The organism is Verrucomicrobiia bacterium, from assembly GCA_019634635.1.
Lineage (GTDB): Bacteria > Verrucomicrobiota > Verrucomicrobiia > Limisphaerales > UBA9464 > UBA9464.
This window is the reverse complement of record JAHCBB010000021.1, coordinates 71,084-86,483: the sequence shown is the minus strand read 5'-3', so window position 1 is coordinate 86,483 and position 15,400 is coordinate 71,084. Positions and strand designations below refer to the sequence as shown.

At 67.3% G+C, this 15,400-nt stretch carries 14 protein-coding genes; 9 read left to right on the top strand and 5 right to left on the bottom strand.

The annotated features are described in order from the left end of the window. The first annotated feature begins 251 nt into the window (after nucleotides 1-251). From KF791_14195 to KF791_14185, 3 genes are all read left to right on the top strand, one after another. A complete protein-coding gene (locus tag KF791_14195) occupies nucleotides 252-326 on the top strand; it encodes a hypothetical protein (GenBank protein MBX3733732.1) in 75 nt (24 codons plus the stop codon). Further along, nucleotides 323-559, top strand: a complete 237-nt coding sequence (locus tag KF791_14190) for a type II toxin-antitoxin system HicB family antitoxin (protein MBX3733731.1) — start codon at nucleotides 323-325, stop codon at nucleotides 557-559. The genes KF791_14195 and KF791_14190 overlap by 4 nt, the downstream gene beginning before the upstream one ends. 196 nt (nucleotides 560-755) lie before the next feature. Next, nucleotides 756-992 (top strand): hypothetical protein, encoded by a 237-nt coding sequence (locus KF791_14185; GenBank protein MBX3733730.1) that lies wholly within the window; start codon nucleotides 756-758, stop codon nucleotides 990-992. 607 nt (nucleotides 993-1,599) lie between these two features. Here the strand turns inward: KF791_14185 and KF791_14180 are convergent. Then, entirely contained in the window at nucleotides 1,600-1,887 is a 288-nt protein-coding gene (locus tag KF791_14180) for a hypothetical protein (GenBank protein ID MBX3733729.1), read from the bottom strand. Between the two features lie 112 nt (nucleotides 1,888-1,999). Here KF791_14180 and KF791_14175 point away from each other — a divergent pair, with 112 nt between their 5' ends. The 3 genes from KF791_14175 (at nucleotide 2,000) to KF791_14165 (ending at nucleotide 8,257) form a co-directional block, all read left to right on the top strand. Then, entirely contained in the window at nucleotides 2,000-4,822 is a 2,823-nt protein-coding gene (locus KF791_14175; GenBank protein MBX3733728.1) for a cation-transporting P-type ATPase, read from the top strand. Between the two features lie 9 nt (nucleotides 4,823-4,831). Then, a complete protein-coding gene (locus KF791_14170; GenBank protein ID MBX3733727.1) occupies nucleotides 4,832-5,830 on the top strand; it encodes a 2-hydroxyacid dehydrogenase in 999 nt (332 codons plus the stop codon). A gap of 90 nt (nucleotides 5,831-5,920) precedes the next feature. After that, on the top strand, nucleotides 5,921-8,257 hold the full coding sequence (locus KF791_14165) for a hypothetical protein (GenBank protein MBX3733726.1): 2,337 nt from the start codon (nucleotides 5,921-5,923) through the stop codon (nucleotides 8,255-8,257). Nucleotides 8,258-8,330: 73 nt separating this feature from the next. Here KF791_14165 and KF791_14160 read toward each other — a convergent pair whose 3' ends face one another. Next, the gene (locus KF791_14160) at nucleotides 8,331-9,422 is read right to left on the bottom strand and encodes a DegT/DnrJ/EryC1/StrS family aminotransferase (protein MBX3733725.1); all 1,092 of its coding nucleotides are present in this window, start codon (nucleotides 9,420-9,422) and stop codon (nucleotides 8,331-8,333) included. 128 nt (nucleotides 9,423-9,550) lie between these two features. Between KF791_14160 and KF791_14155 the strand changes: the two genes are divergently transcribed. The 3 genes from KF791_14155 (at nucleotide 9,551) to hprK (ending at nucleotide 12,344) form a co-directional block, all read left to right on the top strand. Then, entirely contained in the window at nucleotides 9,551-10,021 is a 471-nt protein-coding gene (locus KF791_14155) for a hypothetical protein (GenBank protein ID MBX3733724.1), read from the top strand. A 419-nt stretch (nucleotides 10,022-10,440) separates the two neighbouring features. Next, nucleotides 10,441-11,388 carry an LPS export ABC transporter ATP-binding protein gene (gene lptB, locus KF791_14150; GenBank protein ID MBX3733723.1) on the top strand — a complete coding sequence of 316 codons (948 nt, stop codon included), beginning with the start codon at nucleotides 10,441-10,443 and terminating at the stop codon, nucleotides 11,386-11,388. A gap of 20 nt (nucleotides 11,389-11,408) precedes the next feature. After that, nucleotides 11,409-12,344, top strand: coding sequence for an HPr(Ser) kinase/phosphatase (gene hprK, locus KF791_14145; GenBank protein MBX3733722.1), 936 nt, complete (start codon nucleotides 11,409-11,411; stop codon nucleotides 12,342-12,344). On the opposite strand, the gene KF791_14140 is transcribed toward hprK, so the two are convergent. From KF791_14140 to KF791_14130, 3 genes are all read right to left on the bottom strand, one after another. Then, nucleotides 12,316-13,707 carry a hypothetical protein gene (locus KF791_14140; GenBank protein ID MBX3733721.1) on the bottom strand — a complete coding sequence of 464 codons (1,392 nt, stop codon included), beginning with the start codon at nucleotides 13,705-13,707 and terminating at the stop codon, nucleotides 12,316-12,318. The two genes, hprK and KF791_14140, sit on opposite strands and share 29 nt — an antisense overlap. 48 nt (nucleotides 13,708-13,755) lie before the next feature. Continuing rightward, nucleotides 13,756-14,100, bottom strand: coding sequence for a zinc ribbon domain-containing protein (locus KF791_14135; protein ID MBX3733720.1), 345 nt, complete (start codon nucleotides 14,098-14,100; stop codon nucleotides 13,756-13,758). Between the two features lie 203 nt (nucleotides 14,101-14,303). Next, nucleotides 14,304-15,335, bottom strand: a complete 1,032-nt coding sequence (locus tag KF791_14130) for a sugar phosphate isomerase/epimerase (GenBank protein ID MBX3733719.1) — start codon at nucleotides 15,333-15,335, stop codon at nucleotides 14,304-14,306. Between the last annotated feature and the right edge of the window lie 65 nt (nucleotides 15,336-15,400).

Here is a 15,400-nt window from a genome sequence, read left to right as displayed (position 1 = left end):
AAAAATTTTCTACCCCACCGCGATATGGATATCCCGACAGCACCTCGCCATGGGCGTCGTGGCTGGGCCGTGATATCCGACAGGCTCCCGGCAGAAAATTCGTCTCGACAACGCATTGCTGAAATGGAAGACGATCACAATATCAGTATTGGACCGAACGCGAGGGAGTCATCACCACTGTGGCTTGACCCGGCAGCAGCCGGCCTCCCCGCCGTCCGTTCGAACACGCCCGCAAACGGGGCGTAGTCACCATTCCGGGCAAACCGGGAGATGACCTTGCGCCGGGCACCCAAAACAGCATCCTCAAACAATCAGGACTGAAATGAGCCGTTATCTCGTCATCGTTGAAGAGACAACCACCGGATCTTCCGCCTATTCCCCGGATCTCCCGGGCTGCATCGCGACCGGACAAACGAGGGAGGAGGTGGAGACCGAGATGCACGATGCGATCGAGTTTCACATTGAAGGCCTACGCCTGGCGGGTTGCCCGGTTCCTGAGCCGCGATCGAGCGCAGCCTATTGCGAGGTTGCAACGCCTTTGGTGTCGCAGGGGCATTGAGCACCCTGGTCGTGATCGCCGGTTTCAGTGAATTGGCCGGCCCCGGCACGAAAGAGGCTCAGCCCGAGGATGCAGCGAACAGGAGCCAGCTGATTCGCTCAGAGCCAGATTCAACGTCATCGGCGTCTGGCTCCCGGCGCTGACCCTTACGGCCGGCAACAATTGGCAATTCCGCACTACCAATCCACACCTGAACATGACCACCGACATTGATGAACTCTACAGTATGGTAAATTCGTTCATGAGAATCCTCGGAGAGGAGCCCTTCGCAAGGACGAATGAAGACACCGACAAGAAGGAATTGAAATCCCTGATGGATCGCTATGTGTCCCGCCTCCGTAGTCGAGAACCAAAGTTCGCCGGCATTCCGGATGAACTTATTCCCGACGCGTTGCTTCAGCCGCTTCGCGCGGCCTACGCAAAAATGCCGTGAGGTAGAGACGTCAATACGATCCACCGATTGGCCACCTGCGTGATGCCTCCTGATTCGGCTCGTTCTTTGCCCGGCAGGAGTCGCGCCACGGGTAGCCATCGGTGATCGCGGACGTTCCTCGACACCACAAGCCACGTGAGAATCGCTTCACACGAACAGACGCCCTCCTTTTCGCGTTTGCGCTCATCGAGCAATGGGGTCGCATCTAAACTTTTAATATCCCAAGCTGGATCCGGGTCCTTTTGCGCGTCATCAGGACGCGGCGGGTTGCCATGCCCGATCGGTGGTCTCCAGTGACGGCCCGCGGGAACTGACAGGGGTCTTGGTTCCTGGGCGAGGACGAGCGGTGGGATTGTGGTGGTCCAGGCGATTCTGAGACTCGAGCCTGCTGCTGCGGACCCGGCCGTGAACCCTGACGGCGCCCCGCTGTCCGCCATCCCAAGAGTTCCCGACCTGGCAGCGGGCTTGGAGACATCTTGTCCATGGTTGAGGAGCGACCCCATTGCTCCAGGGATCAGCAGACCAGACAATGGACCTGTCACCCTGAGCCCCCGGTTGCGGAAGCCGCAAATGAGCCGCCGACCCCAACTCGCGGGCATACCCTGATTCACGGCGCCCCCAGTCCAAGCCGATGCAATGCCTCCACTGCCGCGATGATCGGGATGCCTTGGAACGATCGCATCGCCAGGAGGTCGTCGTCGCCCGAATCAATCGCGTCGGCGCGGGCCGCCACCGCACACTCGGGGACGGGCAGATCCTTCCTGCCGTGAAGCCCGGGCGGCAGGTACGGTGCCGGCGCTGAGACGATGATGATTTTCTCCGCCAGCTTTCTCGAAAGCTCGTCGGGAGTGGCCGCCCGGGCGGTGAGGCGCGGAAGAAATTCCGGTCGTCGCACTCGTCTTCTTTCTCCTGAATGTGAAAGAGGCGTGGAAACCGGTGCTGCTGTCCACCGCTCGGTTGATCGTGGCGGGTATCGGTTACTCCATCGGTCATTTCGACTTCTTGATATGACCCGCAGGCGCGTGCCGGCTGATCTGCCGGGAGGTCCGCCAGTCTTGGCAACGGGTGAAGAATCCCTAGCATCGCCCCGAATGCGTGAGCTCACGTCGCCGCCCACCACCCCCTGGCACGCTCTTGCCGAATCGGAGGTGCTGAAGTCGCTCGACACCGCGGTGTCGTCCGGTCTGGACACCGCCGAGGCCGGGCGGCGGCTGGAACGACATGGGCGGAACGAAATGACGGCCCGGGCCGGCATCCCGGGGTGGAGGCGGTTCCTGCTGCAGTTCCACCAACTCCTGGTCTATGTGCTGCTGATTGCCGCCGCAAAGGCCGCATTCCTCGGCGAGTTCGTGGACGCCGCCGTGATCGCGGCGGTGGTGCTCGTCAACGCGATTGTCGGGTACATCCAGGAGTCGGGCGCGGAGAGGGCCATTGGGGCACTCTCAAAACTGCTGCGCACCGAGGCCACGGTGCGCCGCGACGGCCACAAGCGGCGCATTCCGGCCGAGGAACTGGTGCCCGGCGATATCGTGCTGCTCCAGTCCGGCGACCGGGTGCCGGCGGACCTGCGCCTCCTGGAGATCCGCAGCCTGCAATGCGACGAGGCCGCGCTGACCGGCGAGTCCGTTCCGGCCGAGAAGTCCACCGCGGCCCTTCCGGACTCCACCGGGCTCGGGGACCGCCGAAACCTGGCCTTCGCCGGCACGCTGGTCACCTACGGTCAGGGGGTGGGTGCCGTGGTCTCCACGGGAGACGGCACCGAGACCGGCCGCATCGCGACGATGATTGCGAAGTCCGAGGACCTCATGACCCCGCTGACCCGGAAGATTCACCGGTTCAGCAAGCTGCTGGTCTACGTGATCCTCGGGCTTTCCGCGGTGACGTTCCTGATCGGTTGGCTGCGGGGAAATCCGGCCAATGACATGTTCATGGCGGCAATCGCGCTGGCGGTCGGGGCGATTCCCGAGGGACTGCCGGCGGCGGTCACGATCACCCTGGCCATCGGGGTGAGCCGGATGGCCGCACGGCGCGCGATCATCCGCCGCCTGCCGGCGGTGGAGACCCTGGGGAGCACGACCGTGATCTGCTCCGACAAGACCGGAACGCTGACGGAGAACCAGATGACGGTCCGGGAGGTTCACGCCGGCGGACAGACATTTGCGGTGACGGGCAACGGCTATGCCGGAGAGGGCAACTTCCTGCACAACGGGGATCCGGTGATCCCGGCACCGTCGGGAGCCCTGGAAGAGACCCTGCGGGCCGGCGTGCTCTGCAACGACACCCTGCTGGTGCGTGATGAGCACGGACGCCCCAAGGTGCAGGGGGATCCCACCGAGGCGGCGTTGCTGGTCGCCGGGCAGAAGGCCGGCTTTCACCTCGACCCCACCCATGGTGCCAACCCCAGGCTCGACGTCATCCCCTTCGAATCCCAGCACATGTACATGGCGACCCTGCATGAGGGGGACCCCCGGCGCATCTATACGAAGGGGGCGCTGGACCGCCTGCTCGCCCGCTGTGACCGGGCACTGGATGCCGCCGGATGCGAGGGTCCGCTCGATGGCGCGTCGGTGCGGGCCGAGGCCGATCGGATGGCGGCGCAGGGACTGCGGGTTCTAGGCTTTGCGCGACGCCGGGTGGAGCCGGATCACGACGCCCTCCATCCAACGCACCTCACCGAAGGACTCACGTTCCTCGGCCTGCAGGGCATGATGGATCCCCCGCGGGCGGAAGCAGCCGAGGCGGTGCGCCACTGCCGGGAGGCCGGCATCGCCGTGAAAATGATCACCGGCGATCATGCGGTCACGGCGGCGGCGATTGCCGCTCAATTGGGACTCCAGGGGGCCACGGACGCCCGAGGACATCTGCGGGCCCTCAGCGGGGGGGAACTGGAAGCCATCGCCGACGCCGACCTCCCCCGGGTGGCCGAGGAGACGGCGGTCTTCGCACGCGTGGCGCCCGAACAGAAGCTGCGTCTCGTCCGGGCCCTGCAGGCGCGGGGTCACGTCGTTGCGATGACCGGAGACGGCGTGAACGACGCGCCGGCCCTCAAGCAGGCCGACATCGGGGTCGCCATGGGCATCTCCGGCACGGAGGTCGCGAAGGGCGCCGCCGCCATGGTGCTGCTTGACGACAATTTTGCATCCATCGAGGCCGCGGTGGAGGAGGGCCGCAACGTCTTCGACAACCTGGTGAAGTTCATCGTGTGGACCCTGCCCACCAACGGTGGGGAGGGTCTGCTGCTGCTGGCGGCGATCGTCCTCGGAACCGACCTGCCGGTCCTCCCGGTGCAACTCCTGTGGATCAACATGACCACGGCCGTCCTGCTCGGCCTGATGCTTGTGTTTGAGCCCAAGGAACCGGGCCTGATGAGCCGTCCGCCGCGGGATCCGGCCCAGCCGCTGCTCACGCGGGCGCTCGTGATGCGGACCGCACTTGTGTCGGTGCTGATGCTGCTGGCGGGACAGGCCCTGTTTGTCTGGGAGCAACGCGCGCTGGGAGCCCCGGTGAACGAGGCCCGGACCATCGTGGTCAACCTGATCGTCGGGATCGAGGTGTTCTACCTGCTGAACTGCCGCTCGCTCACCACGTCCTTCCTGCGGATCGGCTGGTTCTCCAACCGCTGGGTGTGGATCGGCATTGCCATCATGCTGACAGCACAGCTCCTGTTCACCTACCTGCCGGTGATGAACCGCTGGTTCGGCACCGCCCCGATCCGGCCGGAGGCCTGGCTGCATGTCTTCCTGGCGGGCCTTGCCGTCTTCCTGATTGTGGAACTGGAGAAGTGGTGCCGTTTCCACGGTCAGCGCGCCGCCCGAGCCCTCCCTGAATAGCCCGCCCCCATGAACATTGCCGTCTTCGATACCAAACCCTACGACCGCCAGTTCCTGGAGCCTGCCGGGCGGGCTGCCGGACTCGACTGGAAGTTCCATGAGTTCCGGCTCACGGATGAGACCGCCGAAACCGCGCGCGGGGCCCGGGCGGTCTGTGTGTTTGTCAATGATGTCCTCAACGCCGCCTGCCTTGACGTGCTGCGAGGTTGCGGGGTGGTGCACGTCGCCCTGCGCTGCGCCGGGTTCAACAACGTGGATCTGGAGGCGGCCCGGGCGGCGGGGATCGCCGTCTCGCGCGTGCCGGCCTATTCGCCGCATGCGGTGGCCGAACACACCGTGGCCCTGCTGCTGACCCTGAACCGTCGCATCCACCGCGCCTACAACCGGGTCCGCGAGCACAATTTCTCCCTCGCGGGGCTCACCGGCTTCGACCTGAACGGCAGGACCGTGGGCATCGTGGGCACCGGCCGCATTGGCAGGATCACGGCATCCATCTTCCGCGGATTCGGGTGCCATGTGCTGGCCACCGATGCCTTTCCCCAGGAGTCGTGGGCGACGGCTGCGGGCGTCCACTACACCGATCTCCCCCATCTGCTCGGTGCCAGTGACATCGTGTCCCTTCACCTGCCTCTGACTCCGGAGTCGCATCACCTGCTGCGCCGGGAGACCTTCGCGGCGATGAAGCCGGGCGCCTACCTGCTCAACACCAGCCGCGGCAAGCTTGTGGACAGCACCGCCCTGCTCGAGGCGCTCAAGTCGGGGCGCCTGGGCGGCGTGGCGCTGGATGTTTACGAGGAGGAGGAGGGCGTCTTTTTTGAGGACCTTTCCGGCGAGGTTCCGACCGACGACGAACTCGCCCTGCTGTTGAGTTATCCCAACGTCTTGATCACCTCGCATCAGGCGTTCCTGACGGTGGAGGCCCTGCAGGAGATCAGCCGGGTGACGGTGGAGAACCTGGTCCGCTTCCAGAAGGGCCTTGAGTGGCTGCCCGAAACCGGACTGACCTGAGTCCCCACGCCCGCGCCACCGCGCGAATTCCGACCGGCGGGCCACGCATCAGTTGATCAATGCACCGGTTCGTGCCTCCATTGCCCCGGTGTGACGTCTCGGATTCCAGTGGCGGTTGTGGCCCTGGTCGCCGGGCTGCTCCTGGGGCGCCTGCTGCCTCAGGGGGCTTCGCGCAGCCCCCGTCCGGTGCCGCCCGTGATCGATTTGGATGCGGACTCCGCGGCTCCCGAGCCCGGTCCGACCCGCACCAAGCCCCGCCAGGCCCCGGCGGTGGCAGGGCTGCTCACGCTCGCCGAACTGGAGGCCGCCCTGAAGGAAACACGGTTGGAGCCGGACGTGGAGATTCGGCGCGACCGGCTCCGCATCCTGGCGGCAAGGACCCGGATTGCCGAGGCGGCGGGTGCGCTCGAGATCGCCGGGCGCCTGCTGCCCGATGACTCCTGGAGAATCTACCGGAACCGGCTGCTGGAACTCTGGACGGCCCGCGAGCCCGAGACAGCCCTGGCCTGGGTCGCGACGGTCACGCCCCGATGGGAACGCGAACAGTGTCTGCGCGGTGCCCTGCAGGGGTGGGCGCGGCATGATCCGGCGGCCGTTGTGAACTGGTACCGTCGGCTGCCCGCGGGTGCCGAGCGCCGCCAGGGAACGGCGTTGCTGGCCGAGGCCCTCGGATTGTACGCACCGGATGTCGGCGTGGCGTTCCTGTCCCGATTGCCGAACGGCCCCGAGCGCCGGGATTTCCTGACCCGGTTCTTCAATCTGTGGGCTTCTGTGGACGCCGCCAATGCGGCCCCGGCGGCCCTCCAAACCCTCACCGGACGGGAACACCGGTTCCAACTGGGCGGCATCCTGTCCTCATGGGCGGAAGCGGATCCCGACGCGGCCATTGGGGCGTTGCTGGCCCTCCCGCCCTCGGAGTCCGGCCCGGAACTCTGGCAGGCCTTCCTTGAAGGCTTCGCCCCGGAGAATCCGGCCCGCGCGGCCGAACTTGCCCTTGGGGTCCGCAGCGCCAGCCTTCAACGCCACCTCCTCGGCACGGTGGCCCGCCAGTGGGGTTTCAGGGATCCCATCGCCGCGCGCAACTGGGCCCAGTCACTCCCCGAGGGGGCGTTGCGGGATGCCGTCCTCAGCCAGGTGGTTGCCGCAACGGTGGAGACGGATCCGATCGCCGCGACCTCCCTGCTGCTCAAGCCCGGCGGCGGGGTTCGCGACGCCTGGATCTTTCGCGCGGCGGCGGCGCAGATTGCCGAGAAGGATCCGCAGTCCGCGCTGGCCTGGGTGTCCGAAATTCCCGACGCCAACGCCCGGCGGGAGGCCCTCGCGGGTGCCCTGGAATCCTGGGCCCAGGCCGATCCCGCGTCCGCAGCGGCGCATGCCGGGGCGCTGCCCCCGGGGCTGGCCCGGGACACCGCCCTGCAGAGCGTGGTCAATGCCTGGTCCAACCTCGACGTCCGCGCCGCATCCGAATTCGTCAAAGGGATCGAGCCCGGACGCAGCCAGCAGGTGCTCGTGCAGCAGCTCGCCTGGCAGCTTGGGTCGCAGGATCCCGATTACGGAGTCGAGTTCCTCGCGGGGCTGCCGGACGGCCCGGTCCGCAATGGATACGCCGGCAATTTCGCCGCCGGCTGGGCCCAGCAGAATCTTGACGAAGCGGTGGATTGGGCGCGGGAACTTCCCGACGGGCCCATGCGGCGTCAGGTGTTGAGCCAGATGCGCGATCCGTGGGCGGACCAGGATCCGGAGGCCGCGGCGGCGTTTGCCATCACCCTGCCCGATCCCCGGCTCCAGCAGGAATTTCTCAGCGGCGTGGCCAGCCGGTGGACGGCACAGGACAGCGCCGCCGCCGTGGAATGGGCGCGGACGCTCCCCGAGGGGCCTGCGCGTACGGTCGCGCTCGAGTCGGTCGCCACGCAGCTTGCCTACACCGCCCCGGCGCAGGCGGCGGAGCTGGCCCTCAGCCTGCCGGAGGGCGCCCAACCGCCGGCACTCCTGGGCATCGTGGACCGGTGGTCGTCTGCGGACCCGATGGCGGCCGCAGATTGGGTCTCCCGGTTTCCCCCGGGGTCCCTGCGCGACGAGGCGCAGACGCGCCTGGTGGGCACCTGGGCAGCCCAGGATCCCTTCGGAGCCGCCCAATGGCTGACCCAGCAGCCGCCCGGGCCGGCCCGGGATGGTGCCACCGAGGGGCTCGTGCAGCACCTGCGCGACTTTGATCCCGTCGCTGCGGGGCTGTGGGCCGAAGCCGTCACCGATGCCGGCCAGCGTCTCCGCCTCCAGGAAGAGCACTTTTACTGGTGGCGATCTCAAGATCCCGACGCCGCCGCGCACTGGCTGGCCACCACGCGAATTCCGGCGGAATTCCAAGAGGCATGGATGGAGGGGAACATCATCGTCCCCGATCCGGACCCCGACGACCTGGCACCCTGATCGGAACCCGGATCGAGAACCGGGTCACTCACGACGCCCTTTGCGAGCGACCCCACACCGCCGCCGCCGTGAGTCAGCGTCCAAAGAAACCCCGGATCTGTGCGATCACCCAATCTGCCTGGGCATCCTCAAGTTCGGGGTACATGGGCAGGGGCAGCACGCGGCGACAAACCGCCTCCGCGACGGGCAGGTCGCCCTTCTGGCCCCCGAGATCCGCAAAGCAGGGCTGGAGGTGCAGGGGCAACGGGTAGTAGATCAGCGTGGGGACCCCGTGGTCGGCGAGGTGCTGCTGCAGGGCGTCCCGCCGGTCCGTCAGCACGGCATAGACGTGGAAGATGTGGGTGTTCCCGGGTGCGGTTTCCGGCAGCTCGAGGGGCAGGCCGGAAAGCCCCTCTGTATATCGCGCGGCCAGGGCGGCACGTCGGGCATTCCACGCGGCCAGGTGCGGCAGCTTGACGCGCAGGATCGCCGCCTGCAGTTCGTCCAGGCGCGAGTTCCAACCGTGCAAGTCGTGATGATACCGGCGCTCGATCCCGTGGACCCGCAGCATCCGCAGCCGCCGTGCAAGCCCCTCGTCGCGGGTGAGCACCATCCCCCCGTCGCCACAGGCCCCAAGATTCTTGGTGGGATAGAAGCTCAGGCAGCCCAACACGCCCCAGGAGCCCACGGGACGCCGCTCGCAGGTGGCCCCGATGGCCTGGGCACAATCCTCCACCAGGGGCAGCCCGAACGCCTCCAGTTCCCGCAGCGGCGCTGCCTGCCCGAAGAGATGCACCGGCACGATGGCGCGGGTCCGGGCGCTCAACCGCCGGGCCACCGCCGCCGGATCAAGCGTGAACCAACGCGGGTGGATGTCCGCGAACACGGGCCGGGCGCCAAGCTGATGGATGCTTTCCGCGGGGGCGATGTACGTGAACGGCGAAGTGATCACCTCGTCCCCCGGACCCACCCCGAGGGCCCGCAGCGCGAGGGTGAGCGCATCGGAGCCGCTGTTCACCCCGACGCCGAAGCGGGCGCCACAGAGGGCGGCGACCTCCTGCTCCAGGGCATCCACTTCGGGACCGAGCACAAACCGACCGCGGGACAGCACCTCGCCAATGGCGTGGAGGATCTCGGACTTCAGTGCGTCCACCTGGGCGCCGGGGTTGAGGAAGGGAACATGCATCGCAGCGGCGCCAGCCAACCACAGGGTCCCCGTCCGATTCGACGCGAAAAGGATCGGAGACCCATGGGGAAGGACCCAGCCGCGAAATTCGCTTCCTAACCCCCGATTCCGCCGCGAGGATTCCCGGCGTGAACCGCTTCTCCTGGGGGTCGTGCCGCCGTTGGCCGGCGACGGTTGCCGCCGCCAGCCTGGCCGTCGTCGCGATCGCGCAGGCTCCGGCACCGGGCGCCGCCGGCAGGCCGGCCGGGTTCACCTTCCTCTACAAAAAGGGAGACCGCACCGTGGCCCGCTTCAGCGGGGAGCAGGGTCGGCCCATCACCGCGACCGTGTACGAGGTCACCGGCTTCCGGGTGGAAACCTTCAATCCGGACGGCACCCCGCACCTCGTCGGCGACGCGCCCACGTGCACCCTCAACATCACCAGCCAGAACGCCTCGTCGTCCGGCAGCCTGACCGTCTCCCAGGTGGGCGGCGCCTTTTCGCTTCGCGGCGAGGGGTTTAGTTGGGACCAGGACAGCGAGCGCCTGCAGCTTTCCAACAAGGTCCACGCCGTATTTCGCCTCAAGGGCGGCACACTCGCGCTGGCTCCAGCCCCATAGTCCCCATCGTCCGCCATGCCCCGTCCGTCACTCCCCGCAGCCCTCGCCCTCCTGCTCGCCGCCGGCCTGACCGCCGCCGAAATGTCGCTCGACCAGGCCACCCTCGAGTCCGAAAGCGCCGAGTTTGGCCTCGGCGAGGGGAATCATCACTTCTGGGGCACCGTGCAATTCCGCTACCCGGCCATGCTCGACCTCGACTGCGCCGACCTGCGCATCCTGCTCATCCCCGGCGGACAGAAGATTGACCGGCTGATCGCCAGCAACGACGTCGTCATGACCCTGGTGCAACGGGGCACCAATACTCCCGGAATCGCGACCGGAAAGGCCGGAGCGACCAACCGCATCCACGCCGCCGTCGCCGAGTACACGGCCACCAACGACACCGTAACGCTCACCGGCTCCCCGGAATTCGGACAGCCATGGGTGGAAGGCGCCGAGGGCTCCTTCCGGGCGGATGTGATCACGTTCGACCGCGCGCAGGACAAGATCATCGCCCGCGGCAACTTCCGGATGATCGTCCGCCCGGATGCCCTGCCCAAGGGAGCGCTCGAACCCGCGCGTCCGGCAACGCCACCCCCAGACCTTCCGTGACCGGGTCCGCGAACGCTGACGGGAGCTCACCAAAGGGCGCCGCGGAAGGGCCGGCGGCACTCCTGGAAGTCCGCGACCTGGCCAAAGCCTACCGGGCACGCCGGGTGGTGAACGGCGTTTCCATCCAGGTCCGCCCCGGGGAGATCGTGGGCCTGCTGGGTCCCAATGGCGCCGGCAAAACCACAAGCTTCAACATGATTGTGGGCGTGATCCGTCCCGATGAAGGCCAGGTCTGCTTCGACGGACGCGACGTCACGCGCCGTCCGATGCATGAGCGGGCCCGCCTGGGGATCGGGTATCTCACCCAGGAGCCGAGCGTCTTCCGCAAGCTGACGGTCGAGCAAAACCTGCTGGCCATCCTGGAGACCTGTCGCGGCGATCGCGAGGAGCGGGCCACGCGCCTGCGCTATCTTCTGGAGGAACTGGACCTGACACCCCTGGCCCGCAGCTACGCGTACCAGCTCAGCGGCGGTGAGAAACGCCGCCTGGAGATCACGCGGGCGCTGGTGACCAGTCCCAAACTCATGCTGCTCGACGAACCGTTCGCCGGCATTGATCCCATCGCCGTGTACGAGGTGCAGAAAATCGTCCGGCGCCTGCGCGACCGGGGCCTTGCCATCCTGATCACCGACCACAACGTCCGGGAGACCCTCAAGATCGTGGACCGGGCGTACCTCATCCACCACGGCGCGGTGGTGTACGAGGGCGACGCGGCGCGGATGGTCGAGGATCCGAGGGCACGCGAGATTTATCTCGGACCCGACTTCAACCTGTGACCCCCCCCTCCCCCCGAACGCTGAAGACCGTCACCGTGGAGCGGTTCTACACCGAGGTCGGCGGCGACCTCGGCCTGCGCCTGGTGGCCGGTGCCCTCGGACTCAAGCGGCTCATCCGCGAGCCGACCGTGAACCGCCCCGGACTCGCGCTCGCCGGCTTCAAGAAGTACTTCGCGCCCAAGCGCGTCCAGGTGGTGGGCAACGTCGAGACCTCCTACCTCCGTTCGCTCCCGGACCCCGTGCGCCGCGAACGCATCGCCACCTTCTTCGCGCACCGTATTCCCTGCGTGGTCCTGTGCCGCAATCTCAAGCCCGGACGCCAACTCCTCCAGGCCGCCGAGCGGGCTGACGTACCCCTGTTCACCTCCTCGCTGATCACCATGAAGTTCATCAGCCGGGCCACCATCACCCTCGAAAACCTGTTTGCACCGCGCACCCAGATTCACGCCGGCATGGTGGACATTCAGGGCATCGGCGTGGTGATCGAGGGCGAAAGCGGCATCGGCAAGAGCGAGGCCATGGTGGGACTGCTGGAGCGGGGCCACAGCCTCGTCGCCGACGATGTGGTATGCCTTTGGATCCAGGATGGCACGGAACTCATGGGCACCGCGAAGGATCTCGGACGCAACCTCATGGAGGTTCGCGGCATCGGCCTGATTGATGTCGCCGCCATGTTCGGCGTGGCCTCCATCCGGCATGACAAGCGCGTGAACCTCGTCGTCACCCTGAAACGCTGGGACGATGTGGAAGAAATGGACCGGCTCGGACTCGATCAGGCCCACGTGACACTCCTGGGACAGCCAGTGCCCCATATCGTCATCCCGGTCCGGCCCGGCCGGGACCTGGCGGGCCTCATCGAAGTCGCCGCACTCCAGACGAAGCTCCGGTCCACCGGGTACCATCCGGCGGCGGAATTGAGCGCACGCATCACCCGCCGGATGCAGGAGTCGTTGTAGGCGCCGGTCGGCCCGGAGGGGTGACCACCCTGGCTGGATCCGCACGGGACGGAGGCACGGGTCCGGGATTCCGGCGCTCCCGATCCAGGCGGTCCTCAAGCGCCGCCAGCTTTCGGGCCGCCGATTCGGCCGCCAGGCGTCCTCCGCCGCCGGCCACCGTCCGCGCCGCTGCCACGCGCCCCTTCCCGGCGCGGGCAACCGCATAGTCCTCGAGCACCTGCACGGCCTCGTTCACCAGCGGCGCCACGGTGGGGGGCGACCGGAGGCCGAGGGCGCGCAGTTGAGACACCTTGCGCAGGACGACCTCGCGCTGGGCATCGTAGTCCCACGACACGATCAAATCCCGCAGCGGCACCGTCAAGCGCTCGGGCAGGCTGGCGGAGTCCAGCCGCACGTCGGCGGTCTCGGTCAGGATCTCGGCAAGGCGATCGAGGACCCGTTCGCGGGGCCACCGCTGGCTGCCATCCGCCGCCAGAGCTTCCGTTGCCGCCACAGCCCACCATTTTTCAATGTCCAACAGACGAAGGAACCGGTCGGAATGGGTGCGGAGGAACACGGTCTGCCAGTTCAGGCTCTCAGGCAGGCGCCGGATGAATTCCCTGACCGAGGCGCGGCCGGAAGGCTCACGGAGCAACTCGTGGGTGAACAATGCGGTGCTGGCCTGGTAGAGGCGGAACCGGCCGGGATCGGCGAGGTCGTCCAGCGTCAGCAGGCTGAACTCTCCAAACGTCATCGGTTCCCCGCCCCCAAGCTGCGAGCGCACGATCCGCAGCGGGTCCGGCCGCCGCTCCAGGCGGTTGATCAACGTCCCCGATTCCGCCACCAGGTCACGACCGGAGGCCGCCATCAGCAACTCGTGAAGTCCCGTGGTCAGCCACAGGGGCGGCAGCGCACACTCCTCCCCGGCATTGGACCGGTTGGCCCGCTCCAGCACGACCACCTCGGACAGCCCCCGAACGAGCCGTTCCCAACCGACCTCCTCCGGCACCGGCATGGCGTATTGCCATCCGTCCCGGAACACACGCGGCTGGATGGAGAGTGGCCCGACGATCCGGGAGGACTCGCGGATCTGGAGATGCACGGCCCCCCGCCACGCATCATTGACCTCCAGCAGCCTCTCGATCCCGCGCTTGACGCGTTCCGCGGTGACCGCGAGCAGGTCGGGCCGCAGGACGATCACTTCGTTGGTGCCCACGCCCCGAACCCGGGACGCCGGCGCGGGCAGCGTGGTGCCGCGTCCATGCACCAGGAACTGGCCGCTGACACTCCGTGCCGTCACGGGCACCTCGATCGGGAGGGCCGGGAGCGCGCTCATGGCCCGTGGCCCCACCGAGATCAGCACTCCCAGGACGGCGAGTGCCATCGAGGGCGGGCGCCCGGCACATGAGGTCGGCAGACACATGGCGTCCGCTCAAGGGGCCGGTTTGGCCCCGGGCGATGCCGGCGTTGCGGCGGGGGCCGGGGTGGCGGGTTTGGGTTTCGCATCGGCCTTGCCGTCGGACTTCGGTTTGGCGGCCTCGGAATCACTTTTCGCGGCCGACTTGTAGCCCTCGCTTCGATAGTCCGTGATGTAGAATCCACTGCCCTTGAAGATCAGCCCGGCCCCGCCGCCGATGCCCCGTTGAACGCGCCCCCTCCCCCAGGGCTTCCGGGGACAAACCTCCTTCGGGCACACGGTCAGCGGTGCGGCGGTCATGGATTGCTGCACCTCGAACTGGGCGTCGCATTTCTGACAGGAATACTCGTACGTGGGCATAGTCTGGTTTGCGGAAGTAATCGGGGAAGGGCCGCGGCGTCAAGACACTCCGCAGCCGCGCGGAGGGGACCACCCGCCCCGGCCAGGCCGGCGGCGGTCCCGGGATCCCACCAGGAGGCGCCGCGGGGGTGGGAGCCGTGCGATCCCGGCCCCGCGGTCGGGGCAGATTCCAACCCGGCCGCCCGCCCTCTGGCGGGTTCCTGTCAGGCCCCCATGCCTTCCTCAAAGCTGCCGGCGGCGGCCGGCCAGCAGAGGTGGTCCGCGGTGTACCGGATGCCGTTGGCGCTGCAGAAGTCGAGATCCTTGTGGGCCGACTCCGCCTCCACCACCAGCGGCGCGCTGGCCACCCGGTGAAGCTTGCAGTAGCGGTCGCGATAGCCGACGTGCAGCAGCAGCTCCACATAACGCTGCATGTTGAGGTCCCCGGAGGGCAGGTCCGTGAACTGCATGCCCCGGCGCGGCCACGCAGGCTCCATGGCCCGCAACGGGAACCCGGGGCGGACGACGAAGTTTTTCACATGGGCGGCGTAGATGTAGGGGCCGACCTTGAGAAACCGGCTCTCCCAGGACTCGCCCTCCCAGCAGTGCGACGGGTCGGCATTGACCGCAAGGCACGGGTCGTTGTCGCAGATCTTCACCAGCATCAGGAAGTCGTCGGCACACATCGCCGCCGTGCCGGGGTGAATTTCGTGGCACAGCTTGATGCCATGCGCGTTGGCCGCCTTGCGAAGCCGCGCGGTCTTCTTCACGAAACGCTCCTGTCCCTCCTTCAAGAGGTCAAAGCCAGCTCCCTGCCAGAAACCCCATGGATACCCGCTCGCCAGTTCCCAACCAAAGGCAACCCCCCAGAACATCGGGAGGCTTTTCACCCCGAGCTCCGCCGCCAGATCCATCAACTTCAGCAGATACTTCTCGTGCCATGACTCGACCTTTTCCGGAGCCAGCCGGGCTACATCGGGGGGAATGAACGGATTGCCGGAACGGGTCCCCGTCCAGGCCGAGGTGTGCACCCAGAATGGACAATGGGCGCTGATGCCGTCGAGGGACATCTCCCGGTCGTCAAAGGCCGCCCGGATGTCGCGCACCTTGCGGAAGCCGCCCCTGCCGTCCCCCAGCATGTAGTTACTGGGTTGGGCGCCCGACGCACCGCTGTCCTTCGCGTAGTCGAGAAACTGTTCAAGGGTCTTGGCCCCGTGCTGGGCACCTTCAATGGATGCGTGGTAGGCGTTCGGCATATGCTGGAACGCCGATCCGTGTATCGAAAAGAGCCCGTGTCTGGCAATTGGATTCCCCAAATTCC

Coding starts and splice junctions, on each gene's coding strand:
- KF791_14190 (MBX3733731.1), top strand. CDS start 323: ATGAGCCGTTATCTCGTCATCGTTGAAGAGACAACCACCGGATCTTCC.
- KF791_14185 (MBX3733730.1), top strand. CDS start 756: ATGACCACCGACATTGATGAACTCTACAGTATGGTAAATTCGTTCATG.
- KF791_14175 (MBX3733728.1), top strand. CDS start 2,000: ATGACCCGCAGGCGCGTGCCGGCTGATCTGCCGGGAGGTCCGCCAGTC.
- KF791_14170 (MBX3733727.1), top strand. CDS start 4,832: ATGAACATTGCCGTCTTCGATACCAAACCCTACGACCGCCAGTTCCTG.
- KF791_14160 (MBX3733725.1), bottom strand. CDS start 9,422: ATGCATGTTCCCTTCCTCAACCCCGGCGCCCAGGTGGACGCACTGAAG.
- lptB (MBX3733723.1), top strand. CDS start 10,441: ATGGGTGGAAGGCGCCGAGGGCTCCTTCCGGGCGGATGTGATCACGTT.
- KF791_14140 (MBX3733721.1), bottom strand. CDS start 13,707: ATGGCACTCGCCGTCCTGGGAGTGCTGATCTCGGTGGGGCCACGGGCC.
- KF791_14135 (MBX3733720.1), bottom strand. CDS start 14,100: ATGCCCACGTACGAGTATTCCTGTCAGAAATGCGACGCCCAGTTCGAG.
- KF791_14130 (MBX3733719.1), bottom strand. CDS start 15,335: ATGCCGAACGCCTACCACGCATCCATTGAAGGTGCCCAGCACGGGGCC.